The 26895-nt window shown below is 44.3% G+C and carries 27 protein-coding genes and 2 tRNA genes; 22 read left to right on the top strand and 7 right to left on the bottom strand.

Annotation, left to right across the window (positions count from 1 at the left end):
- Window positions 1-78 precede the first annotated feature (78 nt).
- On the bottom strand, window positions 79-1539 hold the full coding sequence (locus DFP80_RS14415; protein ID WP_113917505.1) for an NAD-dependent succinate-semialdehyde dehydrogenase: 1461 nt from the start codon (window positions 1537-1539) through the stop codon (window positions 79-81).
- Window positions 1540-1780: 241 nt separating this feature from the next.
- On the opposite strand from DFP80_RS14415, the gene araD reads away from it, so the two are divergent.
- From araD to DFP80_RS14390, 5 genes are all read left to right on the top strand, one after another.
- The gene (araD, locus tag DFP80_RS14410; RefSeq protein WP_113917504.1) at window positions 1781-3502 is read left to right on the top strand and encodes an L-arabinonate dehydratase; all 1722 of its coding nucleotides are present in this window, start codon (window positions 1781-1783) and stop codon (window positions 3500-3502) included.
- A complete protein-coding gene (locus DFP80_RS14405) occupies window positions 3503-4270 on the top strand; it encodes an HpcH/HpaI aldolase family protein (protein ID WP_113917503.1) in 768 nt (255 codons plus the stop codon).
- A gap of 10 nt (window positions 4271-4280) precedes the next feature.
- Window positions 4281-4829 carry a TRAP transporter small permease gene (locus tag DFP80_RS14400; RefSeq protein ID WP_113917502.1) on the top strand — a complete coding sequence of 183 codons (549 nt, stop codon included), beginning with the start codon at window positions 4281-4283 and terminating at the stop codon, window positions 4827-4829.
- Between the two features lie 3 nt (window positions 4830-4832).
- Entirely contained in the window at window positions 4833-6119 is a 1287-nt protein-coding gene (locus DFP80_RS14395; RefSeq protein WP_113917501.1) for a TRAP transporter large permease, read from the top strand.
- Window positions 6120-6185: 66 nt separating this feature from the next.
- The gene (locus DFP80_RS14390) at window positions 6186-6932 is read left to right on the top strand and encodes a TSUP family transporter (protein ID WP_241560280.1); all 747 of its coding nucleotides are present in this window, start codon (window positions 6186-6188) and stop codon (window positions 6930-6932) included.
- Between the two features lie 97 nt (window positions 6933-7029).
- On the opposite strand, the gene DFP80_RS14385 is transcribed toward DFP80_RS14390, so the two are convergent.
- The gene (locus DFP80_RS14385; protein WP_113917499.1) at window positions 7030-7767 is read right to left on the bottom strand and encodes a GntR family transcriptional regulator; all 738 of its coding nucleotides are present in this window, start codon (window positions 7765-7767) and stop codon (window positions 7030-7032) included.
- 239 nt (window positions 7768-8006) lie between these two features.
- On the opposite strand from DFP80_RS14385, the gene DFP80_RS14380 reads away from it, so the two are divergent.
- Window positions 8007-9077, top strand: coding sequence for a TRAP transporter substrate-binding protein (locus DFP80_RS14380; RefSeq protein ID WP_113917498.1), 1071 nt, complete (start codon window positions 8007-8009; stop codon window positions 9075-9077).
- A gap of 144 nt (window positions 9078-9221) precedes the next feature.
- Here DFP80_RS14380 and DFP80_RS14375 read toward each other — a convergent pair whose 3' ends face one another.
- Window positions 9222-10112 (bottom strand): LysR substrate-binding domain-containing protein, encoded by an 891-nt coding sequence (locus tag DFP80_RS14375; protein WP_113917497.1) that lies wholly within the window; start codon window positions 10110-10112, stop codon window positions 9222-9224.
- Window positions 10113-10215: 103 nt separating this feature from the next.
- On the opposite strand from DFP80_RS14375, the gene DFP80_RS14370 reads away from it, so the two are divergent.
- The gene (locus tag DFP80_RS14370; RefSeq protein ID WP_113917496.1) at window positions 10216-11427 is read left to right on the top strand and encodes a Gfo/Idh/MocA family protein; all 1212 of its coding nucleotides are present in this window, start codon (window positions 10216-10218) and stop codon (window positions 11425-11427) included.
- A 233-nt stretch (window positions 11428-11660) separates the two neighbouring features.
- On the top strand, window positions 11661-12602 hold the full coding sequence (locus DFP80_RS14365; protein WP_158601366.1) for an AEC family transporter: 942 nt from the start codon (window positions 11661-11663) through the stop codon (window positions 12600-12602).
- 97 nt (window positions 12603-12699) lie between these two features.
- Here the strand turns inward: DFP80_RS14365 and DFP80_RS14360 are convergent, their stop codons facing one another.
- Together DFP80_RS14360 and DFP80_RS20695 are read right to left on the bottom strand one after the other, a co-directional pair.
- Window positions 12700-13539, bottom strand: coding sequence for a 2OG-Fe(II) oxygenase family protein (locus DFP80_RS14360; protein ID WP_113917494.1), 840 nt, complete (start codon window positions 13537-13539; stop codon window positions 12700-12702).
- Window positions 13540-13640: 101 nt separating this feature from the next.
- Window positions 13641-13796 (bottom strand): hypothetical protein, encoded by a 156-nt coding sequence (locus DFP80_RS20695; protein ID WP_158601365.1) that lies wholly within the window; start codon window positions 13794-13796, stop codon window positions 13641-13643.
- A gap of 296 nt (window positions 13797-14092) precedes the next feature.
- Between DFP80_RS20695 and DFP80_RS14355 the strand changes: the two genes are divergently transcribed.
- The 12 genes from DFP80_RS14355 (at window position 14093) to DFP80_RS14300 (ending at window position 24593) form a co-directional block, all read left to right on the top strand.
- Complete coding sequence (locus tag DFP80_RS14355; protein WP_241560279.1) at window positions 14093-14665, top strand: YqgE/AlgH family protein; 573 nt, start codon at window positions 14093-14095, stop codon at window positions 14663-14665.
- The gene (gene ruvX / locus DFP80_RS14350) at window positions 14665-15126 is read left to right on the top strand and encodes a Holliday junction resolvase RuvX (RefSeq protein WP_113917493.1); all 462 of its coding nucleotides are present in this window, start codon (window positions 14665-14667) and stop codon (window positions 15124-15126) included. The genes DFP80_RS14355 and ruvX overlap by 1 nt, the downstream gene beginning before the upstream one ends.
- Before the next feature lie 112 nt (window positions 15127-15238).
- On the top strand, window positions 15239-15736 hold the full coding sequence (pyrR, locus tag DFP80_RS14345; protein WP_113917492.1) for a bifunctional pyr operon transcriptional regulator/uracil phosphoribosyltransferase PyrR: 498 nt from the start codon (window positions 15239-15241) through the stop codon (window positions 15734-15736).
- Window positions 15737-15974: 238 nt separating this feature from the next.
- Window positions 15975-16976, top strand: coding sequence for an aspartate carbamoyltransferase catalytic subunit (locus DFP80_RS14340; RefSeq protein ID WP_113917491.1), 1002 nt, complete (start codon window positions 15975-15977; stop codon window positions 16974-16976).
- A 1-nt stretch (window position 16977) separates the two neighbouring features.
- On the top strand, window positions 16978-18255 hold the full coding sequence (locus DFP80_RS14335; protein WP_113917490.1) for a dihydroorotase: 1278 nt from the start codon (window positions 16978-16980) through the stop codon (window positions 18253-18255).
- 117 nt (window positions 18256-18372) lie between these two features.
- Window positions 18373-19479 (top strand): GGDEF domain-containing protein, encoded by a 1107-nt coding sequence (locus DFP80_RS14330; RefSeq protein ID WP_241560278.1) that lies wholly within the window; start codon window positions 18373-18375, stop codon window positions 19477-19479.
- A gap of 175 nt (window positions 19480-19654) precedes the next feature.
- Window positions 19655-20383 (top strand): YggS family pyridoxal phosphate-dependent enzyme, encoded by a 729-nt coding sequence (locus tag DFP80_RS14325; RefSeq protein WP_113917489.1) that lies wholly within the window; start codon window positions 19655-19657, stop codon window positions 20381-20383.
- 94 nt (window positions 20384-20477) lie between these two features.
- The gene (proC, locus tag DFP80_RS14320; RefSeq protein ID WP_113917488.1) at window positions 20478-21305 is read left to right on the top strand and encodes a pyrroline-5-carboxylate reductase; all 828 of its coding nucleotides are present in this window, start codon (window positions 20478-20480) and stop codon (window positions 21303-21305) included.
- 17 nt (window positions 21306-21322) lie between these two features.
- The gene (locus DFP80_RS14315) at window positions 21323-21865 is read left to right on the top strand and encodes a YggT family protein (RefSeq protein ID WP_113917487.1); all 543 of its coding nucleotides are present in this window, start codon (window positions 21323-21325) and stop codon (window positions 21863-21865) included.
- A gap of 167 nt (window positions 21866-22032) precedes the next feature.
- Complete coding sequence (gene coaD, locus DFP80_RS14310; RefSeq protein WP_113917486.1) at window positions 22033-22518, top strand: pantetheine-phosphate adenylyltransferase; 486 nt, start codon at window positions 22033-22035, stop codon at window positions 22516-22518.
- 67 nt (window positions 22519-22585) lie between these two features.
- A complete protein-coding gene (locus tag DFP80_RS14305; protein ID WP_113917485.1) occupies window positions 22586-22837 on the top strand; it encodes a YfhL family 4Fe-4S dicluster ferredoxin in 252 nt (83 codons plus the stop codon).
- A gap of 19 nt (window positions 22838-22856) precedes the next feature.
- Window positions 22857-24593: a potassium/proton antiporter gene (locus DFP80_RS14300; protein ID WP_113917484.1), complete on the top strand. Its 1737-nt coding sequence runs from the start codon at window positions 22857-22859 to the stop codon at window positions 24591-24593.
- Window positions 24594-24664: 71 nt separating this feature from the next.
- On the opposite strand, the gene DFP80_RS14295 is transcribed toward DFP80_RS14300, so the two are convergent.
- On the bottom strand, window positions 24665-25762 hold the full coding sequence (locus tag DFP80_RS14295) for an ion channel (RefSeq protein ID WP_113917483.1): 1098 nt from the start codon (window positions 25760-25762) through the stop codon (window positions 24665-24667).
- A 14-nt stretch (window positions 25763-25776) separates the two neighbouring features.
- Window positions 25777-26250, bottom strand: a complete 474-nt coding sequence (gene trmL / locus DFP80_RS14290) for a tRNA (uridine(34)/cytosine(34)/5-carboxymethylaminomethyluridine(34)-2'-O)-methyltransferase TrmL (RefSeq protein WP_113917482.1) — start codon at window positions 26248-26250, stop codon at window positions 25777-25779.
- Between the two features lie 119 nt (window positions 26251-26369).
- Here trmL and DFP80_RS14285 point away from each other — a divergent pair.
- Together DFP80_RS14285 and DFP80_RS14280 are read left to right on the top strand one after the other, a co-directional pair.
- Window positions 26370-26445, top strand: a tRNA-Phe gene (locus DFP80_RS14285).
- Window positions 26446-26528: 83 nt separating this feature from the next.
- Window positions 26529-26604: transfer RNA gene (locus DFP80_RS14280), tRNA-Phe, on the top strand.
- Window positions 26605-26895: the final 291 nt, after the last annotated feature.

The following is a 26895-nucleotide window of genomic DNA, read 5'->3' as shown; positions in this document are numbered from 1 at the left end:
TCCGATCGACAAAAATTGGGTGTGCTCATATCTAAATGAACACACCCTACAAGTTTTGATTTATCTGCTATTTATCTGTTATTTATCTAGACCGGCAACACACACGTATTTGGTGTTTATATAGTCATCAATGCCGTATTTAGAGCCTTCACGGCCAAGACCGGACTCTTTGTAACCACCAAATGGCGCGACTTCTGTAGCGATGACGCCAGCGTTCACACCGACTAAGCCTGTTTCTAACGCTTCTGCTACACGGAAAATACGACCAATATCACGAGAGTAAAAATAAGACGCTAGGCCGTATTCTGTGTCGTTCGCCATGGCGATGACGTCATCTTCAGTTTCAAATTTGAAGACGGGTGCCAAAGGACCAAAGGTTTCTTCTTTGGCAAACAGCATGTCTTGTGTTGCATTGGCGATAACGGTTGGGTGATAGAAGTTGTCGCCCAATTCATGGTGTTTGCCACCAGTGATAACCTTGCCACCTTTACTTATAGCATCTTGTACATGCTCATCCACTTTATCGACCGCGGCACGGTTAATCAGCGGCCCTTGCTCTACGCCACTTTCAGTACCATGGCCGATTTTCATGGCAGCTACTTGCGCAGCGAATTTTTCAACAAAGGCATCGTACACGCCTTCTTGAACATAAATGCGGTTTGCACAAACACAGGTTTGGCCGGCATTACGGTATTTGGACATCATGGCACCTGCCACAGCGTCATCGATGTTTGCATCATCAAAGACAACGAAAGGCGCATTACCACCAAGCTCAAGAGAGACTTTCTTCATGGTGTCAGCACAGTCTTTCATCAGCAATTTGCCGATTGGTGTAGAGCCTGTAAATGTCAATTTACGTACAACAGAAGAGTCGGTTAGGGTTTTGGCGATTTGGCTCGCTTTGCCTACAACGATATTAATCACGCCTGCTGGAATACCTGCTTCGATCGCTAGTACGCCCATGGCCAATGCGCTTAACGGCGTTTCGGACGCAGGCTTGATGATCATGGTACAACCCGCTGCAAGCGCTGGGCCTGCTTTACGAGTGATCATGGCGGCAGGGAAGTTCCAAGGCGTAATAGCAGCACATACGCCAACCGGCTCTTTCATTACAAGAATGCGACGATCTGGCGCGTAAGTGGGGATCATGTCGCCATAGATACGCTTGCCTTCTTCTGCAAACCACTCAATAAAAGAAGCAGCGTAGCCGATTTCGCCACGTGATTCTGCTAATGGCTTGCCTTGCTCAGCGGTCATTAGCTTCGCTAAGTCTTCTTGGTTTTCCATTAGTAGGTCATGCCAGCGGCGTAATAATGCAGCACGCTCTTTGGCGGTTTTCTTTTTCCAGATTTTTTGCGCCGCTTCGGCCGCCGCGATGGCTTGCTGTGTTTCGGCAGGACCAACGCTCGCAATGGTTGTTACTAATTCACCAGTCGCTGGGTTGAATACATCTAGCGTGTTGCCTTCTGAAGATTCGATCCACTCTCCATTGATTAAACATTTTGTTTGTAGGAGTGCTTTGTTCTTTAGTTCAAGCATTGCGGTACCTCTTTTTAATGAATGTGTCTTATTTTTAGATTGTTACGGATTGTGTCTGTTTCAAGTCGCTGTTTTTCGCTGCTATTTTGATTCACTATTTTTAATGGGTAATAGGATAGTTCTTGACTTCTCTTATGTCTTATATAAGAGTTATATCATAAGTTTGAAGAAGCCGTAAACAATCATTCTTGGTTAAGCGCTCAAACGATAAAAATAAACACTGAAAGAACAGGACTACATCATGGCAAAACGTATCGAAGACCTACGCAGTCAGCGTTGGTTTGCTCCTGATAACATGCGAGCGTTTGCGCATCGTCAACGAACGCAACAGACTGGTTATAAGCGCAGCGATTTCATGAATCGTCCCGTTATTGGCATTATAAATACGTGGAGTGACATCAGTACTTGTCATACTCATCTTAGAGAACGTGCCCAGTTTGTGAAAGAAGGCATTATTCGCGCCGGCGGTTATCCATTAGAAATGCCTGCCATGTCACTTGGTGAAGTGATGGTAAAGCCAACTACCATGATGTACCGAAACTTCCTTGCGATGGAAACGGAAGAGCTGCTGCGCAGTCATCCGATTGATGGCGCGATTTTAATGGGCGGTTGTGACAAAACCACACCGGGCCTATTAATGGGCGCCATCAGTATGAACATTCCTGCTATTTATATTCCTGCAGGCGCGAGTCTAAACGGTAATTTCAAAGGTGAAAAAATAGGTACGGGTACTCATACCCGAAAATATTGGGATGAAAAACGTGCGGGTAATTTAAGTGATGAAGATTGGCTCGAACTAGAAGCCAAAATGACGCGTTCAGTGGGTACTTGTAACACCATGGGCACTGCGTCTTCATTAACCTCTATGGCCGAAGTGTTGGGCTTTTGTTTGCCGGGTTCGGCAACCATTCCGGCGGCCGATTCTGCTCATCAACGTCTATGTTCCCTTGCGGGTGAACGCATTACCAAAATGGTGTTTGAAGACCTAACACCTAAATCCCTCGCTACCAAAGAAGCCTTTGAAAACGCCATTGTCACTTATGTGGCGCTGGGCGGATCAACGAACGGCATTATTCATTTGATCGCCATGGCGGGACGAGCTGGTATCGACTTACCTATGTCTTTGTTTGATGAATGGGCGCGGAAAGTGCCTGTTATTGCCAATCTAATGCCGGCTGGCGAATACCTAATGGAAGACCTGTTTTACGCGGGTGGCCTGCCTGCTTTATTAACGCGTCTAAAAGATTTTCTCCATCTTGATCAAGGTAACGTGAACGGCCGTACCTTGGGTGAGAACTTGGATGGCGTTGAAATTTACAATGACGACGTGATTCGCTCTCTAGCTAATCCGGTAAATGACCGCGGCACGATTGGTGTGATTACTGGAAACCTCTGTCCTGATGGCGCGGTATGCAAACCGTCTGCAGCTTCCCCACATTTATTAAACCATCGCGGTAAAGCCTTGGTGTTTGAAAACCACGCGCAAATGAACGCACAGATCGATGATCCTGATCTTGATGTGGATGAAAACACCGTTTTAGTGCTGAAAAATGCCGGGCCAATTGGTGGTCCGGGGATGCCTGAATGGGGCGGTTTACCGATTCCGAAAAAGCTTTTGCAGAAAGGCGTGCGTGACATGGTGCGTATTTCGGATGCACGCATGAGCGGTACGCATTATGGCACCTGTATTTTACACGTTGCACCTGAATCTTATGTTGGCGGACCGTTGGCCTTTGTTCAAACCGGCGACTGGATCGCGTTGGACGTAGAAAAGCGCACGCTTAATTTAGAGATTAGTGACGATGAAATGGCGGCTCGGAAAGCGGCTTGGGCACCACCGCCACCTAAGTTTGCCCGTGGTTATGGCGCTATGTTTTCAACCCATGTCACCCAAGCAAACGAAGGGTGCGACTTTGACTTTTTACAAGGTGACGCTGTCATCGATGAACCGGAGATATTCTAAATGAGCAAGACGATTAACCCATTTAAACAGCGTTTACTGGATGGTCAAAAGTTAATTGGTGGCTGGACTTTGTCTGGTAGCCCAACGGTTGCTGAAGCCATGGCGTTTTTGAATTATGACTATTTGGTGGTGGATTTAGAACACAGCCCAGCCAGTATTCATGATACTACGCCGATTTTACGTGCGGTTGAGCAAACGCCAACCGCAGCGGTTGTTCGTATGCCAAGCCACGATCCGATTGCGATTAAGCAAGTATTGGATCAAGGCGGCATGACTTTGTACTTCCCATTTGTTGAATCGGTCGAAGAAGCGAAAGCCATTGTTCAGGCCAGTATGTATCCGCCATTAGGCAAACGTGGTTTTGCCAAAATGCATCGTGCAGCGCGTTATACAACCCGTGAGGATTACCCAGCAGCAGCCAATGAGCAAGTCTGTCTGATCCCTCAATTGGAAACCGTTGAAGCGTTAGAGCTTGCGGTAGAAATCGGCCAGCTTGATGGCGTAAGCGCAGTGTTTATCGGCCCTGGTGATTTGTCGATGACCATGGGCTTGCCTGGTCAAGTTAATCATCCTGATGTGCGCGCTAAAATCGTGGCTTGTGTGACGGCCTGTAATCAAGCGGGGATTCCTGTCGGGACGGTTATGCCTACGCCTGACGATGCAAAATGGGCGTTAGAAGTTGGCTTTAGTTTTGTGTCGATTGCTAATGATCTGGCCAATATGCTGGGTCAGTGTAAGGCGCATTTGGCGCAAATGAAGAACTCGTAAAGGTGTCTCTATGCTTTTATTAACAAGAATAATAACTTTGCTAGGGCAGATAAACTCTGCCTTTGTTTTTGTTTTCAAATACTTAGCAATCACTGCGGTTGCTGTGATGACCGCCTCGATTTTAGTTCAGGTATTTTGTCGTTATGTGCTCAACGATTCATTGCCTTGGTCTGAAGAGTTGGCGCGTTACCTGATGGTTTGGATGACGTTTCTGACGCTGCCTGTGGTCTCTCGTACTAAGCAACACGCGGCGCTCGATATTATTTTGGGGTCATTACCAAGACGCTTGAGCTTGCTGCTGGAGCTAGTGTTGTATGTATTGGTCGGGATTGTCTTGTATTACGCGTTTAATAAAAGCCTAGATTTCGCCTTAAAAGGGACGCGCATGTTAGCCACGGCGCTGCCTATTACCAAAGCTTGGTCATACATGGCGATGCCGATTGGCTTTGGCGTCATGATGCTGGTGTATATCGAACTTTTCTTAATTGGTATTGCGCGCCTTTTTAATGAATCTAATGACGACAATTTTGTGTTGTCTGATAGCGAGAGCGAGGGATAACCCATGGGCATTTCATTTTTCTGGATTTTGCTTTCTGTTATGTTTTTGGGGATGCCTGTTGCGTTTGCTTTGTTGTTTGCGCCGGGTTTGAGTCTATTTCTCGAAGGTAAGGAGATGTTCTATCTCTTGCTGACACAGCGTTTGTACAACGGTATTGATAGCTTTCCTTTGATGGCGATTCCGTTTTTTATGTTGGCAGGTGAGGTAATGAACCGCAGTGGCATAACCTTGTCGCTTGTACAGGTAAGCCAAGCTTTTATCGGGCATCTACGTGGCGGTTTAGCGCAAATTAATATTTTGTCTTCTATGTTGTTTGCAGGCCTTAGTGGTTCGGCTGTGGCGGATTGTTCAGCGCTAGGGAAAATGCTTATTCCAGCGATGGAAAAGAATGGCTACTCGCGTCGCTTTGCCGCCGCTGTTACTGCGGCGTCGTCGGTGATTGGGCCGATTATTCCGCCAAGTGGCATCATGATTTTGTATGCGTTTGTGATGAACGTATCAGTTGGTGGTCTGTTTGCAGCAGGTCTTGTGCCGGGCTTTTTGGTTGGTGTTAGCCTGATGGCAATGACGTGGTTTTTGGCACGTCGTCGCGGCTATAAAGTGGCATCAGAAAAGGCGTCTTGGTCAGAGCGTGGTACGGCGGTTAAGCAAGCTTTTTGGCCGTTGTTGACGCCGGTTATTTTGCTTGGCGGTATTTTGTCTGGTGTGTTTACACCGACAGAAGCGGCAGCGGTTGCGGCGGCGTATGCCTTGGTTGTCAGCTTGTTGTCGAAAACTATGACGGTGAGTAACTTGCCAAGCTTGTTTTACGCTACGGCGAAGTCGTCTGCAGTGATCTTGTTCCTTGTGGGCAGTGCGGTGGCTTTTTCTTCGGTAATTAGTTTGTCTGGTGCGCCACAAAAAGTCGCTGCGATCATGGTTTCTCTTACTGAAAACCCATTGTTGTTATTGCTGATCATTAACCTGCTGCTTTTGTTTGTCGGTATGTTCTTAGATGCTGGCCCTGCGATTCTTATTTTGGGTCCTATTCTTGGGCCGATCGTGACGCAATTTGGTATTGATCCTTTGCATTTTGCCATCGTGATGTGTGTCAACTTAACCATAGGTTTGACGACTCCACCCATGGGCTTGGTGCTGTTTGTTGCTTCCAGCGTGAGTGGTGAGCGAGTCGAGACGATTAGCCGAGAAATGCTGCCCTATTTGGCGGTGCATATCATGGTTATTTTGTTGATTACCTATATTCCAGCATTGACGATGACCTTGCCTCGCTTACTCGGTTTTGCCTCCTGATGGATGGTAAACCACGGTTTTTTGGCATAGTTAAGGACGAAACAAACGAGGGAGGCTTTTATGCTTATGGATAGTTCGAGCCTGCTTTTATTATTGTTTTTTGCGCTCGGCAGTTACATTCAGGCGACGACAGGTTTCGCTTTTGGATTGATTGTCGTGAGCAGCGTGTCTGCATTAGGTTTAGCGCCCATTGAAGTAACAGCGTTTGCGGTGAGTGTGTTAAGTCTTATTAATGCGGGTATAGGGCTTTATGGTGGTGGTTGGCGCAAGATAAATCTGCGTGCTTTTTGGGGATTCACTCTACCTTGTCTCCCTGCTATTTTTCTTGGTGTATGGCTGCTAGGTTATCTTGGTGAAAATGCACTGGGTTGGCTGAAATTTAGTCTGGGTTTGTGCATTGTGGTTAGTAGTTTAGTGATGATGCTACAGGCTCATAGAGTTAGAAAAGAATCCTCAGCTGGTGCCTTTGCTGTCAGTGGTGTCATTGGTGGTGTTATGGGTGGCATGTTTGCCACTTTTGGTCCGCCTATTACCTTCATGATGTATCGACAACCAGATGACCAGGCCAGAATACGAGCAACCTTATTAGGGATATTCTGCTGTACTGCTGCGTTACGGGTGGGATCGGTTGGCATCACTCAAGTCATTGATATCGAGACTTGGTTATTATGTGCGCTTGGCTTTCCCGTGGTGGTCATTGCGACCATAGTGGCTCGAAAGTACCCATTGCCTATTTCAGGTCGAGCGATGCGCTTTGTGGCGTTTAGTTTGTTGTTATTGTCGGGTGTTAGCTTGATGTGGCAGGGTTTATGATCGTAATGCCTAGGTCTTATTGAAGAGAAAAACCATAAAGAAAGAGCGTGCTGGCTTTGTTGTCAGGCGCTCTTTTTGCGTTTGATTTTTCAGCTGATTAATTCAGTTCGACAAGATAGTGCAGGTCTTGGCTGTTAGCTCGGCTGATTCGGTATTCCACGGTGCGTCCATCTAGCGCCCTAGCGGTACGGCCAACTTCTAGGAGAGGTTGTCCTGCCGCTACGTTTAAAACCTCTTGATCCTGTTCGTCAGCTAGGACTGCTTTTAAGCGATCTGTTGCTTTGTGGATCGTGATATTAAAGTGTTGTTGGTAGTAGTGATAAAGTGAATGTGGCAATTTTTCTTCTTTATCTAAATCCGCAAAGTAACGATGGGGCAGGTAGATTAACTCACGAATAGACGCTGAATTGTTAATTGAACGCACACGATGAATTTCAATAACTTTTTCATCTGACGCGAGATCAAATACCGCGCGTAAGCTTTCATCGGGTGTGATTAATTGTGTTTCGAGTAATTGGGCGTAAGGCAGCTCGGGAGTATCACCGTTATCACTTTTAAAATGAAAGAAGTGGAACATCATTTTTTGCAAAGTGTGCTCGGACACAAAGGTGCCAACACCTTGGCGACGAAATAATACGTTATCTTCGGTTAGTGCGTTGAGTGCTTTTCGAACTGTTCCTTGACTGACACCAAGTAGATCCGCCAGTTGAAATTCACTGGGTAAAATTTCACCGGGCTTCCAAGAACCTTCGATAATTCTTTCCGTAATTAACTCTTGAACCTGTTTATACAGAGGTTTGAAGGTTGGTGATGGCTTCGGTGTACTGACTGTCATGGTTGGCCCTGCTGTGTATCGAATCAATTTAGAATACCAGACGTAATAAAAAAATCTGTTCTTTTCTTGTACTTTGTGTCTTATATAAGATATAAAACAAGTTATAACAAGATAAGCGCTCATTTACTATCAATAATCGCATGACGATCCGCTAATAAATGTTCTGTTGGCTTGTTTGACCATTTACATGACTTAAGAATAAAAATACGTGATCCAAGAATAAAAACGGAGCCTTCGAAATGAAAAAAACCGATTTACTAAAAAAGACCACTGCAGCTTTTGTTCCAACATTAATGGCGGCGAGTTTGTCTCTTGCCGCTATTCCTGCGCTTGCGGCGGATTATGACTTCAATATTGTGCATCTTTCGAATACCAGCGATGAAGATTATGATGGCGCTGTGGTGTTGAAAGATTATGTTGAAGCGCAATCTAACGGTCGTATTCACGTTAATATTTATTCTGGTGGTCAGCTATGTGGTAATCCAACAGAGTGTATTGAAGCGCTGCAAGCTAACTTGATTCAGGTGTTTAATACCACGACGGGCGGTTTGTCTAATGTATTCCCAGAGATCCAAGCGCTTGATATTCCTTATATATTCCCAACAGATCGTGTTGCTGAATGTGCCTTGAATAATGAAATGTTGGTCGGGCCAATTCGTAAAGAGTTGCTAGATCGAACCGGCACTATGCGCTTAATGACCATTGGTAATACGGGCGGTTGGCGTAATTTTGCAACAACAGACAAATTGATTAAAACACCTGCTGACGTGGAAGGTTTGAAGATCCGTACGATCAACTCGCCAATTCAAATGCAGCTTGTGAAAGCGATGGGCGGTAGCCCAACGGCAGTGCCTTGGCCAGAAGTGTACACTTCATTAGCAACTGGCTTGGTGGAAGGCACTAAAAACGGCATTACCGATATTATGGGGATGAAGTTTAATGAACATATTAAATACATGACCCTAGATGGTCATGGTTACATGGCGTCCATGTGGTGGATGAATAACGATTCTTTGAAGGATATGCCTGAAGACCTTCAGCACATTATGATGGATGGCTTCGATGCGTTACGTGAAGTGACAACCGTCATGCCGAAACGTCGTCAGATAGAAGCATATAACGAGTTTAAAGCATCTGGCGGTACAGTTTATGCCCCGACTGCAGAAGAAAAAGCTCAGTTCCAAGAAGCGGCGAAACCAGTTCGTGCTTGGTTTGTTAACGAATATGGCGCTAAATGGGTCGAAACCACAGAAAGTGCGGTTAAGTCATGCGAAGCTTCTATTAATGATGCTTACATGGCGCAGAATTAATCCACGATGACCGCGCTAGTGAAATAGTAAATATTCTACTGAACGGTGATTTTCCGTTAGGCCAGTGCTCGCACTGGCTTTTTTTTATCTGTAGTTTTTGAAAGCTTTTTCTGGGGAGATTTTTCGCAAATATGTTGAGCTAGATTAGCTTGGCACTTGTGCTTGAAGGTGAGTGATTAATCTTTCCATTAAGGGCGTTAGGCTGTTTTTACGCCAGATAAAGTGGATATCCAGTTCTGGTAGCTCGCCATCAATTGGACGATAGGTGAGTCCTTCCCGCTGATCGAATTGTGTGGATTCTGGAACAAGTGCGATGCCCACACCCGCGGCGACTAGAGTTCGAGTGGTCTGCGTCAACCGAGCAATTTGCACAATATCAGGCTCGACGCCAGCAGCATGCAGGTGATGCATGATTTGGTCGTACAAAGATGGATGAGCTTGTCTAACAAACGAGATAAACGGCCGCTGGTGTAAGTCACTTAAAGGCACGCTTTCTTTTTGCGCGAGTGGGTGGTTCTCAGGCAAGGCGAGTAGGTGTCTTTGGGTTTCGTAGCCTTGGTTTTCTAGGTCGGTGATGTCCATTAAGGGGTTGAGAAAGATCATTGCCAAATCAATTTTTTCGGTTCTTAGTGCATCTAATGCATGGGTTGTGGTCATTTCTTCTAGATTGAGCGTCACGTCATGATTGTCTTGTTTGAACTGAGCAATGCCTTTGGAAAAATGTGGCGTGCCAGCCGCCCAAACAAAACCAAGAGACAGGTTGCCTGCGGTGCCGTTGGCAATGCTGCGAACTTGTTCTTGTATCTTCTCCCAGTTTTGCAAAAGAGCTCTCGCTTGAGGCAGCAATGCTTCTCCTGCTGGGGTCAGTGAAACTTTTTGGCTGCTGCGCTCAAACAGTACAGCGCCAAGCTCATCTTCAATGGATTTGATTTGTTGTGATAGTGGCGGCTGGGCAATATGCAAGCGAGCGGCAGCGCGTCCAAAATGCAGTTCTTCTGCTACGGTAATAAAATAATTCAGTTTTCTAAAGCGCATGATATCTTTTTCATATTAAGCATGTGATTAATATATATTAGACATAATGATGCGCTTTTCCTATCTTAGCTCTACAAAATAATTCTAAGTTAGGTGAGATACCATGAGCAGAGAAAAAATCGACGGACAACTATTTAGCTACACTGGCCCAGCTTTTCATTACATCAATGAAGAAGAGCGTCACTTCTTCGCCAAAGAGCCAGCGCAGTTTCGTGTGAATCTGATTGGTTGCGGCATGATTGGTATGGAGCACATGCGCGTGGCGACTCGCGTTGGTCGTTCTGCTATTCATGGTGTGTTCGATCTAAACGAGCGCAGCGTTAAAGTAGCCAAAGAAGAATTCGCTAAAATCACCGATGAAGATTTTAAAGTCTACGAAACGCTAGAGGCGGCGTGTAATGACCCAGAAGTTGACGGTATTTTAATTTGTACGCCTAACTTTACCCACCTTGATGTTCTAAAAGTGGCGATCAAATCGGGCAAACACATCTTCATGGAAAAGCCGATGGCGACCAAGTTAGAAGATGCCTACGAAATCACCAAGATGGCGAAAGAATACGGCGCTGTTTTGCAAATCGGTTTGCAGTATCGCTATAAATCTATCTATTCCGAAGCCATTCACGAAGTGCTAGAACGTAAAGCGGTCGGTGACGTGAAGATGATCAACATCATGGAGCACCGTATTCCGTTTCTTGATAAAGTAAATCAGTGGAACAAGTTCTCTAAATTCTCTGGCGGTACGCTGGTGGAAAAATGCTGCCACTACTTTGATTTAATGAACTTGTTTGCTCAGTCTCGTCCAGTACGTGTGTATGCCAATGGTTCCCAGTCTACTAACTTCCGCGACTTCGAATTTAAAGGCGAGAAATCCGACATTCTGGATAGTGCTTTTGTCACGGTAGAATATGAAAATGGCGTTCGGGCTGGCTTCAACCTTTGCATGTTTGCTCCCATGTTTCATGAAGAGCTATTGGTATGCGGTGATGAAGGTCGAGTGAAAGCAGCCGAGATTGAAGATTTCAGTGAAAATGCGCGTTTGCGTACTGAAATGGAAGTTTTCTGTGGTCAGAATCGTCCGTCTAAAACCTCACAGCCAAGCTACCCTAAATTGATCGAAGCGTCTGGCCACAATGGTGCTACTTGGTTCGAACATATTGCTTTCGCTGATCAAATGGCAGGCAAAAAAACCAACAGCGCAACGGTAGAAGAAGGCTTCTGGTCTGTTGTGGTAGGTTGTGCAGCGGAAGAATCCGTAAAAACAGGTAAAATTGTAGAAGTTGCAGAACTGCTTAAATCCAAAGGGATTGATCTTTAGGTGCAAAAACATACTTGTTAACATTGATTTTAAGTCAAAAGGGAGCCGTTGAAGCTCCCTTTTTTATGCTATAAGAAAAATGAGTATATCGAAAAATGGTCTTAGTAAAATCAAAAGCCTGCAAGATTCCACCATTAGTGAATGAAAAATTGGTATAAAGTGTTTTTTCAGTTAATTGATGGAACACTCCATTTATTATAATGGTTTTAGCGTGTTTTTTTTTGAGGGAGTCTATGTTGTTAGATACGCAAAGCGTGATTTTAGATGTGGCCGCGCCAGTGTTGTTAATGATCGTGATGGGTGTGTTTTTACGTCGAATTCAGCTAATCAATGATGGTTTTATTTTAATCAGTTCGCGGTTTGTTTTTCAGGTCTCTATGCCTGCTTTGTTTTTCTTCGGCATGCTCGGAAATAATTTAAGTGGCCTTATTAGTGTTAATTTAGCGGCGTATTTTCTGGCTACGATTGGCTTAACATTTTTGTTTGCGTGGCTAGTCGCTGTAAAATTGAATGTTCCTGAGCGACAGAGAGGTGTTTTTGTTCAAATTGCTTTTCGCGGTAACTGTGGGATTTTTAGCGTCGCGTTAGTGGTTAATATGTTCGGTCAAGATGGGGTTGCGCTTGGCGGTGTTATGTCTGGCTTGAGTGTTTTACTGTTCAATATTCTGGCTGAAATTATTCTTACTCGGTACAGCCATGGTAAATTACAGCTGATTCCGGTATTGAGAAGTTTACTGAAGAATCCTTTGATTTTAAGTATTGTGTTGGGGGTGATAGCAAACCTGATTAGCCTGAAACTCCCTGCCTTTATTGTAAAAACGGGCTCTTTAGTTGGTGGCTTATCTCTACCATTGGCTTTGGTTTGTATTGGTGGTTCGCTGGCGACCAGTGGTTTTTCTTTACCAAAACATTTTTCGATGGCGATTTTATGTAAAGTGGCGTTGAGCCCTATTTTATTTACGGCTTTGGGTTGCTTGCTTGGTTTTAGCCAAAAAGAATTGTTGTTCTTGTTTATCTTTCTTGCCGCTCCAACGGCGGCATCGGCTTATGTTACGGCGGTTGCAAAAGGTGATGATGGTAAATCAACGGCAAACGCCATTGCGACCACAACTTTGGTTTCTTCCATCATTATTGTGGTAGGTATTCCTATTATTATCCGTTTAACTGGCGGGTAGTCGAGCGAAGGTATTTGATTTGAAGTAAGTCGTGACTCACTGCTTTGTTTATCACATTGTTATGAGTCACGACTTTTTTATGAGTTGGAAGTAAATATTAGATAACGCCCAGTTCTACTAATCTCTCATGTAGGTAGCTTTTTGCTGTATGGCGTTCAGATAAAACCACTTCTGGTTTTGGGTGCAAAAACAAAGGCAAAGAAATACGCGATTTGGTTTTATCGGCACCTTCGGGATTAATCACTCGGTGAGATGTGGAAGGAAAATATCCGCCAGACGCTTCTTGAAGCATGTCACCGATATTAACAACCAAAGTCCCAAAGTCACATGGAACATCCATCCAAGTGCCGTCTTTGGCTTTAACCTGTAGGCCTGGTTCGTTAGCGGATGGCAGTATTGTTAATAGGTTAATGTCTTCATGTGCACCCGCACGAATCGCCCCCAGTTCTTCGTCACCTTTAAGTGGTGGGTAGTGCAGTATGCGTAGTAATGTCTGATCGCTGTCTTCCACCATACTAGAAAGGGACTGTGAATAATGCTGCGCTACTTCAGCGGGTGAGTGTGTTTCAACCCAGGCTAATAGCTCGGATGCTAGTGTGTTTGCTTCTGCATAGTATTGTTCTAAAAGTGCTTTTTTATCTTCAGGGCATTGTCCCCATGGATAATAATGAAAGTATTCTTTTATGTCTTTTTTAGTGTGGCCTTTGGCTGTTTCTGAAACGTCAGGTGGGAAAAATCCGTCTTGTGTGCCGACATTGTAGCGATAGTCGTATTTTGACTCGTTATCAAAGAAGGTCTGCCACTCTGTATAAATTGCAGAGACTAAATCTTTTTGAATAGGGTGGTTTTTAAGGACACCAAACCCTGTTTCACGAAGGGATTTTACAAAGTCTTTTGCGGCGGTTGCGCTGGTGTAATCGATTGCTTGTAGTTGCATTTTTGCTTCCTGTGCCAATAGTTGGCGGTGTTGTCTTAATCATTTGGAAAAGCATCTTTACGTATGATGCTGTGGTGTTCTTTAGGACAATACACGGAAAGCTAGGAAGACCAGCCGCTGTGAAAAAAGTAGCGTAAATCAACCGTTTCGGCTTGGTAGTGCTGAATCCATGCCGCTAGACTCATCGCATGTAGACGATCAAACATCTCAGCATGCGCTGATTGTATTTGGACGCTTTGTGATGGTAATAAGGGCATAGCGTGACTCCTAAGCACGAAAAGATGTTCTTACATCCCGTATTAGGGATTATGACTGCTAGTTTACTGTTTGAAATGTGAGTTTTGAAGGGATTCGGTAATAATTTGTAGTTTTGGGGTAGGCAAACGCTCTGTTTGTCCTATACTGCAGAAGTCGGCTGTTTTTATTTGCCGTCTTCTTTTTGCTCTTCTTGTCTATATCTCGCTCTGTTGGCGAGTTTTGTCTTAAGTTCAGGTACTTCTTAGGTTTTAGTAACGAGCGCGATCCTTGCGCTGTCATCAATTAAAGAGGGCTCATGACTATGAATGCATTTTTCGATTCGTTTAAAAATCACTTTTTAATTTCTATGCCACACCTAGACGACCCACATTTTGAACATACTGTTATCTATCTTTGTGAACACACTAAAGCGGGCGCCATGGGGATTATTATCAATCGTCCCTCAAATGTTGATTTTACAGAATTGGCGGATCACCTTGGAATTCAAATTCACAGCCCACGTTTAACATCTGAGCCAATATACACGGGCGGCCCAGTGGAAGCTGAGCGTGGTTTTATTTTGCATACTACCGATAAAGTCTGGAGCAATACTTTGCGAGTGACCGATGAAGTCTCTCTGTCGGCTTCTTTAGAAGCATTAGAAGATATTTCACAGGGGAATGGTCCTGATGCCTTTCGTATCACGCTAGGCTGTGCTGGTTGGGATGCTGGACAGCTTGAAACCGAGATCGCAAATAATGATTGGCTAGTATGTGAGGCGGATTTAGACGTATTATTCCATACACCAAGTGATATGCAGTTTACCGCCGCTACGCGCGTACTGGGAATTGATATGACTAGACTTTCACCGGATATAGGACATGGTTAATGACAGCCTCAGAAACATCGCTAGATGATAACCAGAAGCCCAATACTGTTTGCTCAGTATTGGGCTTTGATTTTGGTACAACACGCATAGGTGTTGCATTTGGCCAGAGCATTACTGGGACTGCCCAGCCGCTTGACCCTCTTAAGGCTAAAGAGGGTATTCCAAATTGGGATGAAATTATAAGCATCGTGGCGGAATGGAAACCAGATGCTTTTGTGGTCGGTTTGCCATTAGATATGGATGGTTCAGAAAATGAGATGTGTCAACGAGCACGTAAATTTGCCAAACGATTGCATGGACGTTTTAACCTTCCTTACCATATGATGGATGAACGGCTATCTTCTTATGAGGCCAAGGGGCAAGTTATTGCTCGTGGAGGTAATCGTAATTTTAAAGAAAATTCGGTAGATGGTTTGGCCGCTCAAATGATTTTAGAGACTTGGTTTGCCGAGTCTTACTAATAAATCACTTATTGATCGGTATTTTATGATGAGGCCTTTAACAAAGTATTGGCAAGCACAGTCGTCGTGCAAAGGTCTCTATGATGAATTTAAGAGCAAGGTTTGAGAGATAATGAAGTTAGATTTAGAGCATTCTCTGGCGTCTATGAAAACGCAATTGGCAGGCTACTGTAAAAAGAACAACATCGAAGATGCCATTGTTGTAGGGATTCATACCGGTGGTGTTTGGGTGGCTGAACGCCTGATGGAAGCGGTGCCAACGAAAGAACCCCTAGCAACGTTGGACATCACTTTTTATCGTGATGATTTCACTAAAGCTGGCTTGAACCCCAAGGTAAATCAAACTTTACTGCCAGCTATTGAAGATCGTCACGTCATCTTAGTTGACGATGTCTTGATGTCTGGTCGTACGATTCGAGCGGCAATGAATGAAATATTTGATTTTGGTCGACCTGCTAGCATCACCTTAGCAATACTTTACGATCTTGGTCAGCATGAGCTACCTATTGCAGCGGATATTGTGGGTGAATGCTTAATGCTTAATCCTGATCAAAGAGTCAAGCTGATGGGGCCAGAACCACTGAATGTTTCTGTGATTGATACCCATTAATATGTATAACAGTGCTTTATTTTTTGTCGAACACGTACGACAATTAACGTATGGATAAGATTGACGGTACAGCGGTTAGAAGACTTAATTCACACCCAAAAAATACGGTGGGACAACCGCTTAGTGTCATGAATGCCCGGACGCAGTTTTTTTGTGCCGGGCATTTTCCTATCTGAACATCCTATTTTAAATAGAGAAAGACGACACCATCGTCTTTGCAGTTTGAGGAAAGCAAACCATGATGCGATCCGAACCTCGGGCATTACAGTTAAATGAACACGGGCAGCTTAAGCACTTTTTAACGCTGGATGGATTGGACAAAGCCATTTTGACGGAGATTCTTGATCGAGCAGATTCTTTTCTCTCAATGGGAGAGCAGTCGGTCAAGAAGGTGCCGCTTCTACGCGGTAAAACTGTGGTGAACTTATTTTTCGAAAACTCTACTCGTACTCGTACCACCTTTGAATTAGCCGCAAAGCGTTTGTCAGCCGATGTTATCAATCTTAATATTGAAACCTCAGCAACCTCGAAAGGGGAGTCCTTACTGGATACTCTGAAAAACCTGGAAGCGATGCAAAGCGATATGTTTATCGTTCGTCATTCTGATAGTGGCGCAGCTCACTTCATTGCTGAACATTGCACGCCAAACGTGGCAATCATCAATGCTGGTGATGGACGTCACGCTCACCCAACTCAAGCTATGTTAGATATGTTGACGATTCGTCGTCACAAAGGCCGCTTCGATGGCCTTAAAGTCGCTATTGTTGGTGATATTTTGCATTCCCGCGTGGCGCGTTCACAACTACAAGCGCTGACTACATTGGGTGTTAGTGATGTGCGTTTAGTCGGACCAAAAACCTTGGTGCCGAGTTTCTTTGAGGAAATGGGAGCAACCATTTGCCATGATTTAGAAGCGGGTCTAAAAGACGTTGATGTTGTTGTGATGCTGCGCTTACAAAAAGAGCGCATGAAAGGCGCTTTGTTACCAAGCGAAAGCGAATTTTACCGCTTGTATGGTTTGACAGAAGAAACGCTTGCCTGGGCTAAACCTGATGCGATAGTAATGCACCCAGGACCAATTAATCGAGGTGTGGAAATATCTTCAGAAGTTGCGGATGGCGAGCATTCTGTCATTTTGAATCAAGTAACCAATGGTATTGCGGTACGAATGGCGGTTATGTCAATGGCGATGAGCGGTCAGTTGCAAAGTGAAGAGCCAGCAGCGAAGGATGAAAAATAACATGAAATTACGTATTCAAAATGGTCGTCTGATCGACCCTAGTCAAGATATTGATGCGGTAAAAGATCTGTTTGTTGATAATCAAAAAATCGTTGCGATTGGTGAAGCTCCAGAGGGTTTTGAAGACGCCGAAGTCGTTGATGCATCGGGGCAGTGGGTCTTGCCTGGCTTGGTTGATCTTGCGGTTTCTCTTCGTGAACCAGGCCTAACTCAGAAAGGTAATATAGCCACAGAAGGCCGTGCTGCTGTATCTGGCGGTATAACCACTTTGGTTTGCCCTCCTGATACTCGCCCAATTGTGGATACCGCGGCGGTTGCTGCACTGATTCAAGATAAAGCAGACGAAGCTGGTATGGCCAATGTGTTTCCGCTTGGCGCGCTAACACAAGGCTTAGAAGGTGCTCAATTAAGTAACATGGTTGCCTTAACGGACGCAGGTTGTATCGCATTGTCGAATCATCGTCATCCAATGGTGAGCACCAAGGTATTGTCGCGCGCACTTGAATATGCAGCAACGCATGATTTGTTGGTAGTGTTTCATCCTGACGAATCGAGCCTTTCGGAAGGTGGTTGTGCTCACGAAGGTTTGATGTCAACGATGCATGGTCTACAGGGCATTCCAGAAGAGGCAGAAACCATTGCGTTGATGCGTGATTTGTTATTGGTTGAAAAAACGGGTGTACGCGCACACTTTGCTCGTTTGTCTTGTGCAAAGTCAGTAGAAATGATCGCCGATGCTAAAGCATCTGGATTAGACGTAACGGCAGATGTGGCCGTACATAACCTATTATTAAATGATCAGGTTTTGAGCCGCTTTGATGGGCATTATCATGTGCTGCCGCCACTACGTAGTGATGAAGACCGCTTGACCTTGATTGAAGGTCTTAAAGCCGGGGTTATTTCTGCCATCTGTTCAGATCATCAGCCACACGAGAAAATGGCAAAAATTGCACCGTTTGCAGCAACAGAGCCTGGCATGGCGAACGTAGAGATTTTATTGCCTTTGACGATGCAATTGATGGATGAAGGCGACTTAGATTTTTCTACCGTGTTGACTTGCCTAACATCAGGACCCGCGGCTTGCTTTGGGCTAGAAGCAGGTTCCTTGTCGGTGGGGAGTTTTGCTGACTTTATTTTATTCGATAGTACTGCTCGTTGGACATGGTCTTATGAAGGGCGCAAGACAAGAGGCCATAACTCACCTTATTTCGGTGATGAACTTGTCGGGCGTGTGACATCGACCTACATCTCAGGTCAACGAGTTTATCAAACTGTTTAAGCCGATTAGTAAGGCTGATTGAGTGTTTTTCTTTCACTTGGCCTTACTATTCCTTTACTTTTTATATCAGCCAGTTAATCTAGTTTGAATTACGGATTATTATGGTTTTAGTATTTTATGCCAATCGACTCTTCAAATTCACTGCTCAAGGAACAGCAGGACTTACGTTCTCGTGTTGCCTATCTTGAAAAAGAGCGAGATTTTATAAAAAATTTGTACAGCGATATGCCTCAAACGCTTCAAGTTATCGCTAAGGGATCTTTGCTCAGTACCTCGCTCAATCGTTTTAAAGATAAAATGCAGACCCAATTGCCCAATGCGTATTGTCTTTTTATTATTTGTGATAAAGAGTGCTTGCAGTGGCGTTTGCAATACACCGATTCCGTAAATGATCAATTACTCAATTCCAATAGCCAGTTGAGCACAGTACCTCAAGCGCTAATTACGTTTGCAGCAAGTCCATCTTGTCCAAAACGTCATGATATTGATATTCAAAATGAGTCAGGTTGGAAGAATTGGTTGCCTTTTCTAAAAGAGCATGCGTTCTCTGATGTGTCCATGGTGAGCGTGTCGGATTGCGATGGCTCGATTTATCTTATGTTGGTGTTGCAACGCGAAGAAGCTCGTCTTGAAAGTGAACTAATGGAGCTTGTCTTAGATAGTTATGCCGCTTGGTTAAGTGCGTTATTTGAAAGGGAAAAAGCAGATTACTTGCTGTTAGAAGATAGCCACAGAGACCCAACGACAGGCTTGTTGCGACGCTATAGTTTTGATAATAGTTTTGGTATTGTTTTAAAGGACTCTCGTCGCCATTTTCAACGTGCAGCATTACTTTCTCTTCGCTTACTGTCTTCTTCTAAGGTGAATGATGTTGACTTAAAGCCTTTGGCGGATGCGATGCGCGAGACGGTTCGTGATAATGACCTTATCGCCCATTATGATGAGCGTGAGTTAGTCATGGGGATTCGTATTCAGCACTTGGAAGACGCTGAAATAGTTGCGAAGAAGTTATTGAAATCACTTGGTTCCGCTAAATTTTCAGGCAATGGTTTAATTCGTGAAGGGGTATCGATTGGTATTTCCTTCTACCCCGAACATTCATCTTTAGAAACACTTCATCAAGCCGCTTTATTTGCCGCTAACTCTTTGCTAAATACATCAGGCTATCGCCTTGAATTTCATGGTGAATGTTATGAATCGAGCGCGGACTTTTACACTTTGTAAGTACTGCTTAAATCCATTCTTTTGAAGAGCTTCTGGTAAGCTTTTTTCTGCCTTTTAAAAAGATGCTATGATGCGCTTCCATTGCGTTTCTCTGCTACGACACAGATATTTACTGCAGAGAGTGCAGTGTTAGGTTTACCCGTTACATCTTGAAAACAGCGGAGCGTGGCGCAACATGTTGATTGAAGACGAAAATAACGAAGCACGAAATATTAAAGCAAATTTAGCGCGAGTTTCTCAGCAGGTTGAACAATGTGTGCAACAGTATAAGCGAGAGCCAGGTAGTGTCCGATTGTTGGCAGTTAGTAAAACAAAGCCATTATCTGCACTTGAGGCTGCCTACGTAGCGGGTCAGAGAGCTTTCGGCGAGAACTACGTACAAGAGGCGGTGGATAAATTTCACGCATTATCGCATTTGCCGGATATAGAATGGCACTTTATTGGGCCTATTCAGTCCAATAAATCTCGTTTGATCGCAGAAACTATGCACTGGGTTCACTCTATAGATCGTGACAAAATCGCCCGTCGTCTTAGTGAGCAGAGACCTGACAACTTGCCACCGCTTAACGTCTGTATTCAGGTAAATATTAGCGATGAAGACAGTAAGGCCGGAGTGTCCCTAGTTGAATTAAATGACATGGTGGCCTTGGTTGCAGAGCTACCAAATTTACGCCTTCGCGGCTTAATGGCTATTCCTGCCCCACAAGATAACCATGATGCACAATGTGCGGTGTATGACCCATTAGCAAAGGCTTTTGTTGAATTATCCCAATCCGATAGCATGGTAGATACCTTATCTATTGGTATGTCTGGAGATTTACCCGCGGCCATTCAATCCGGCAGCACCATGGTTCGCGTTGGTACGGCTATTTTTGGAGAACGAAACTATTCCACTACAACGTGATGCAATTAATGTGTGAAGGGTTTTAACCGTAGAAAATTTTTGAATAAGTAGATGACATTTTGTCTGCTCGAATAATGAAAGAATAGGATATAAAATGACACCAAGTATCGCCTTTATTGGCGTGGGAAATATGGCGAGTGCGATTTTTAGTGGCATGTTGGCAACAGGCTATCCAGCTGACAAAATTATGGGTACGTCTAGAACACCTGAAAAACGTCATTACTATAATGAGCAATATGGTATTGCCATGTTGGCGGATAATGATTCGGCGGTGGGTCAGGCTGATATAGTCGTGTTGTGTGTTAAGCCTGCTCAAATGCAGTCTGTAGTAGAGGGTTTTTCATCACAGGTGCGTGAAGGCCAACTGTTTATTTCAGTTGCAGCCGGAATTGAATTAGATTCGTTGGCTCACTGGCTAGGTAAGCCGGTTGCTGTGGTTCGTAGCATGCCAAACACGCCATCGCAGATCGGTGCAGGTATGACAGGTTTAATTGCTAATCAATATATTAATGATGAGCAAAAAAGCCAGGTAAGTGAGTTGTTTTCTAGCATTGGTAACTCAGTTTGGGTGGAAAATGAAGTTCACATGCATACTGTGACGAGCTTGTCTGGCAGTGCGCCAGCGTATTTTTTTCGCTTTATTGAAGCCATGGTTAAAAACGCTAAAGAACAAGGCTTAGACGAGGCAACAAGTCGTGAATTAGCCAGTAATGCAATGTTTGGTGCGGCGCGTATGGTCATGGAATTAGATGAGCCTATTGAGCAGTTACGTAGAAATATCACTTCGCCAAAGGGAACCACTGAGCAAGCTTTGTTGTCTTTCGAAGCCGCTGATATTGATAAAATAGTCGCAGATGCAATGATGGCCTGCGTTAACCGATCGAAAGAAATGGCGGCAGACTTTGCAGCCAAGAAAGATTAATTAAGGACATAGACGCTATGTATTCCGATCCATTTGTTATGCTCGTCAAGGTTATTTGTAACCTTTACTTATTTATTGTGTTGCTGCGCTTGGTGCTTCAGCTAACACGTGCAGATTTTTATAACCCAATTAGCCAAGGTATTGTTAAGGCGACTAGCCCACTGATTTTGCCTTTACGAAAAGTGATTCCTGCCATTGGTCGTTTGGATACCGCTTCTCTGATATTGGCGTTTGCTGTTCAGTTTTTGACTGTTTTCTTTGTCGTGATGATTAAAGGTGCGGTTATTTCACCTACTAGCTACGCTATTTATACGTTTGCAGGTACCTTGTATCATTTGTTGGATTTGTATTTTTGGGCGATGCTGATTTCAGTTATCCTTAGTTGGGTCGCACCGGGGGCAAATCACCCAGGAGCCATGTTGGTTGGACAAATTACCGCCCCCTTATATCGGGCTGTTCAACGTGTAATCCCGACGCTAGGTGGCCTAGATTTATCGCCAATCTTTATCTTCCTGGCTATCTCTTTTTTGAAACAAGTACTGGCACCATATAGTATTTAATATAATAAATATGCTCGATCTTCGGCGGGATATATCTTGTTGCGATTTGGCGAATTGAGAACAGGGGCGTATTCCTATATGATGCGACCCCTAAAACGGGAATTAGCATAGACAAAAGTTGTTAGCTACCTGACTCGTTCTCCCTATTAATTTTTTGGATGAAAGCTATGAGTACGATTGCGGTTTATCCGGGGACTTTTGACCCTATTACAAACGGCCACACGGATTTGGTTGAACGCGCATCAAAACTATTTGGTAAGGTTATCGTAGCGGTTGCAGCGAGCCCTAAAAAGCGTCCAGCGCTATCTCATGAATTGCGTATATCATTGGCAAAAGAAGTATTGGGTCATTTACCTAATGTGGAAGTGGTTGGTTTTGATAACTTGCTAACCGAGTTTACTCGCTCTGTCAGTGGCAAAGTCGTCATTCGTGGCTTGCGAGCTGTATCTGACTTTGAATATGAGTTCCAGTTAGCCAATATGAACCGTGCAATTGCGCCAGATGTAGAAAGCATCTTTTTAACGCCTTCTGAGAAGCACTCTTATATTTCATCTACATTAGTGCGTGAGATTGCGTCTTTAAATGGTGATTTTGGTCAGTTTGTTAACCCAGAAGTGAAACGTGTTCTGCAAGAACATTATAAAACGATTTAGTTTCTGTTTTTTTAAGTCCTGCTGCTTATACACTTTGTAAGTAAGGCAGCGGTTTTAGGAGAGAATAATGTCTCTTATTATTACCGATGAATGCATCAACTGTGATGTGTGTGAGCCAGAGTGCCCTAACGAAGCTATTTCTCAGGGTGAAGAGATCTATGTGATCGAGCCATCTAAATGTACAGAATGTGTAGGTCATTTTGATGAACCCCAATGTCAGCAAGTATGCCCTGTTGACTGTATTCCGCTGGATCCTAACCGCAAAGAAACGGAAGAGCAGTTAATGGAAAAATACCTAACGCTCACAGGTCAACTTTAATTAATAGGTAGTTACTACCATCGATACAAATAGTTATATCTTCTTAGCCGGAATACTGTTTTTAGTCAGTATTCTGGCCAGCTCATTTACTGTTCGTGTTGGCTTACCTTTACTGCTGGTTTTTCTTGGAATGGGAATGTTAGCGGGTGAAGAGGGAATAGGCCGATTAGACTTCGACAATCCAAACCTTGCCTTTTTTGTTGGCAATCTCGCTTTAGCTGTCATTCTTTTGGATGGCGGTATGCAGACCAAAACCAGTACCTTCCGAGTTGCCTTATGGCCGTCTTTATCGCTTGCTACCTTAGGCGTTGTGATTACAACGGCCTCCGTCGGCGCATTTGCGGCTTGGTTGCTAGAAGTGAAACTGATTTATGGTTTATTGCTCGGTGCCATTGTTGGCTCGACTGATGCGGCAGCGGTGTTTAGTTTATTGCGTAATAGTGGCGTTAAGCTGAACGAACGAGTTGGTGGCACATTAGAAATAGAATCCGGTGCCAATGATCCAATGGCTATTTTGTTAGTGGTCATGCTTACTGGGCTTTTGCAGAGTGCAGAGGCGTTGAGCGTTTGGGCTTTCTTAGGGCAAATGGTTCAGCAGTTTGCGGTTGGTGGCGTATTGGGTTTACTCGGCGGAAAATTGTTACTCATGGTTTTACGTCGAGTACCACTAATTGAAGGTTTGTACGCACTCCTTATTATTTCATTTGGTTTGGCTGTATTTTCGGGTGTTAATCTGATTGGCGGCAGTGGTTTTCTTGCGGTGTATCTTGTCGGTTTGACGGTAGGAAACGGGAGAATTAAACAACAAGATGCCATCTCTCAAGTTATGGATGGGTTGGCTTGGTTGGCGCAAGCCGGTATGTTCTTGTTGCTGGGTCTACTTGTCACCCCATCAAGCCTTTTAACTCATGGATGGCAAGCCGTTGCCATCGCCACTTTCCTAATTTTTGTGGCTCGCCCTTTGGCTGTCATGGTGTGTTTATTGCCATTTGATTTCCGTTTGCGTGAGCGTATTTATATTAGTTGGGTCGGTTTGCGTGGCGCAGTACCGATTGTCTTAGCGCTTTACCCTGTTATCGCGGGTCTTTCTAATTCCGAGTTGTTGTTCGAAATTACCTTTACTGTGGTGCTCATCTCTTTGCTACTGCAGGGATCAACTGTTCCGCAAGTGGCACGATGGTTAAAGATTATCGTTCCGCCAGCGCCAGCGCCGACAACACGCTTTTCTTTGATTAATGACACAGACTCGAACCACTCTTTGGAGTTGTATGAGTTCTTAGTACAAACTGAAGGCGTTAAAATTCCTGCAGCGATAGTGCAAAATGTGCCAAGTTCAACGGTATCAACGCCTCAACTCGTATCACTTGTTAGAGACAAAAAGCCGATTGTCGTGAACGCTGATACAGAATTGAAATCCGGCGATAAAATTTGGATGTTGTTGCATCCTGGTGACGTTAACGATGTCGCGCAGATTTTTTCCCATAAGGCGTCTGCGTCTTTCTTGTTGCAAAATTTCTTTGGTGAATTTGCTATTCGTGGCGATGCGTCCTTGATTGATTTGGCCAAAGTGTACGGTGTGCCGCTTGATGGTATCGATGAAGCTGACACCGCCGCTGAATTGTTGCAGCGCCAACTTGGTAAAAATCTTGTTGTTGGTGACCGAGTGCGTTTTGGTAATATTCGCCTGACAATTAGGCAAATGGATGGTAACCAAATTGAAGTTATTGGGCTTAAACTGCAAGATAAGCAAGCCTGAGACCTTTACACGACGGCGCTCGTTGCATCGCGTAAAGGTTTCTTAAACCCTCATTTCTAAGGCCTTATTCGTTAAAAAAACAGACCGATTTCAGCCAATGATGGGATCTCTTGATCGTCGTTAATAAGGACAATCAGTCCCTGGGCATCGATGACTGAATAGGTTTGCGGATGAGTGATAATCTCCCCATTTTTGTTCACGTAACCAAGCGCAGTACCAACATCTTTTTGAATCAAGGTTGTGACGATTTTGGCCCACGTCACGCCAGTTATTTCGATATCAAGTCGAATCGTATGGTCTCCTTGATGTCGAAATAAATCTTCCAATACTTGCTCTGTCCCCGGAGCAATCATTGAACGCACTAACATCTCAGGATACGCCCTCACAGGCCGTATAACAGCGTTTGCGCCTGCGGCTTTAAATCGTGGTCGATTAGAGTCATTAATCGCTTCAGCCATCACAAAAGCTGATGTGTTTAATGCTTGTACTCGATGCAAAGCATCAAAGGTTAAGCTATCAGAATGACTGTCTTGAGCATCTTGGCAAAGCACAATGATGTATTTCGCTTTATGTGTACCTGCAGACTCCAGCATGCCATTTTCTAACGCATCGCCAGTGTGATGAACTACACCTTGTGATCTTAGGTCAAGTGGTAAACCTTCAGGAAATGCATTAGTGAGGATTTGAATCGGAATGTCCGCGAGCTCGGGTGTTTGGCTGATCTGGCCAACCAATAAGCCTAAATAGCGTTCGGCATCGTACTTTGGAGTATTGATAATAAGTATATGATTTTGCATGTCGTCCCATCTCATTCGGCCTTTGATGCGCATTTCTTTGCGCGTTAGCCTGATTTCAACATAGTCACTGGCGATTTGTGCGAGTAGAGTAATTCCCATGCCATAAATTAATACGATGGTAGAAAATTGCCCCCAAAACGTTGCGGCAGAAATGTCCCCGTAACCTGTGGTACTGGCTGACGTCATGGTTAACCAGAAGGCTTGCCACCAATTTAAGTCTTCGAAGAAGACCATCGCCAAGCTGTGTAGCGCGATTACACCAGCCAAAAACAGAAGGCGTTTTTTTAAATCGCCTGTTTCATGCAAGTGTACTTTTTTACGAAATTGGCGGCGGCTATTTTTTTTCTTTAAAAGTAGAGAAAGAGAATTCATCGTACCTCGGTTGGTTATTCGCTATCAGCTGGCATGGCATAACCTAGCTGACGCCAAGATTCGTATACCATTACCGCAACAGTGTTTGATAGATTTAAGCTACGAGAATTGGCTTGCATCGGCAAGCGTAAGCGTTGAGCTGGCGGCAAAGCTTCAATAAATTCTGCAGGCAAGCCGCGAGTTTCTGGGCCGAAAACCAACACATCATTTTCAGCAAAGCTTGCTTCACTGTGGGTATGGCTGCCTTTTGTCGTTAACGCGTAAACAGTGCCTATCTCGTTTTGGTCAACAAATGCCTGAAAGTTAGGGTAGCGTTTTAGGCGCGTGAACTCATGGTAATCTAACCCAGCCCGACGTAATTTTTTATCTTCAAGCTCAAAGCCAAGTGGTTCGATCAGGTGAAGATGGTAGCCAGTATTGGCGCACAATCGAATAACGTTGCCTGTATTAGGCGGAATTTCTGGTTGGTAAAGTACAATATGAAGCATTGGTTTATCTCCTTGATATAGGAAGATAATACCAGACGATCAGAAGAAACTAAGTTTTTAATTTTTTTTCAAAAAAACTATTGACCAAAAAAAAGGTTTCTCTATAATACGCCCCACTTGCCCAGATAGCTCAGTCGGTAGAGCAGAGGATTGAAAATCCTCGTGTCGGCGGTTCGATTCCGTCTCTGGGCACCATGATTAAAAAAAAAGCCTGCTAATTTAGCAGGCTTTTTTTTGGTCGAAATGGCTCGCACATCTCCATAGTCATTTTTCTATTTGCCCAGATAGCTCAGTCGGTAGAGCAGAGGATTGAAAATCCTCGTGTCGGCGGTTCGATTCCGTCTCTGGGCACCACTTTCTAGTATTCTTCAAACTGTCTTCAAAATGCTTCGACACTGCTCTTAAGTCAAACTAATTAGCCTTGTTAACCGTCAATTTTCAATAAATCCTTTAATCTGATCTCTCTTTTTAGCTCAAAAGTCTTCTTGTGCTATCTGCTGGGAGTGTTGGGGGCAGATCAAGAAACTAGGTTTACACATCTATTTGATTTCACTGAGGATTTGAATGGTATGTATAACGTGGCACCCCGAACAGGTTAGCTTTTGATCTGACCCAAAACTTTCAGGCTCCGTCCAGTTAAACTTA

Source organism: Marinomonas rhizomae (genome assembly GCF_003315485.1).
In the GTDB taxonomy this organism is placed as follows: domain Bacteria; phylum Pseudomonadota; class Gammaproteobacteria; order Pseudomonadales; family Marinomonadaceae; genus Marinomonas; species Marinomonas rhizomae.
Note: the sequence above shows the minus strand (reverse complement) of the source record. Positions and strands in the feature narration are given on the sequence as shown.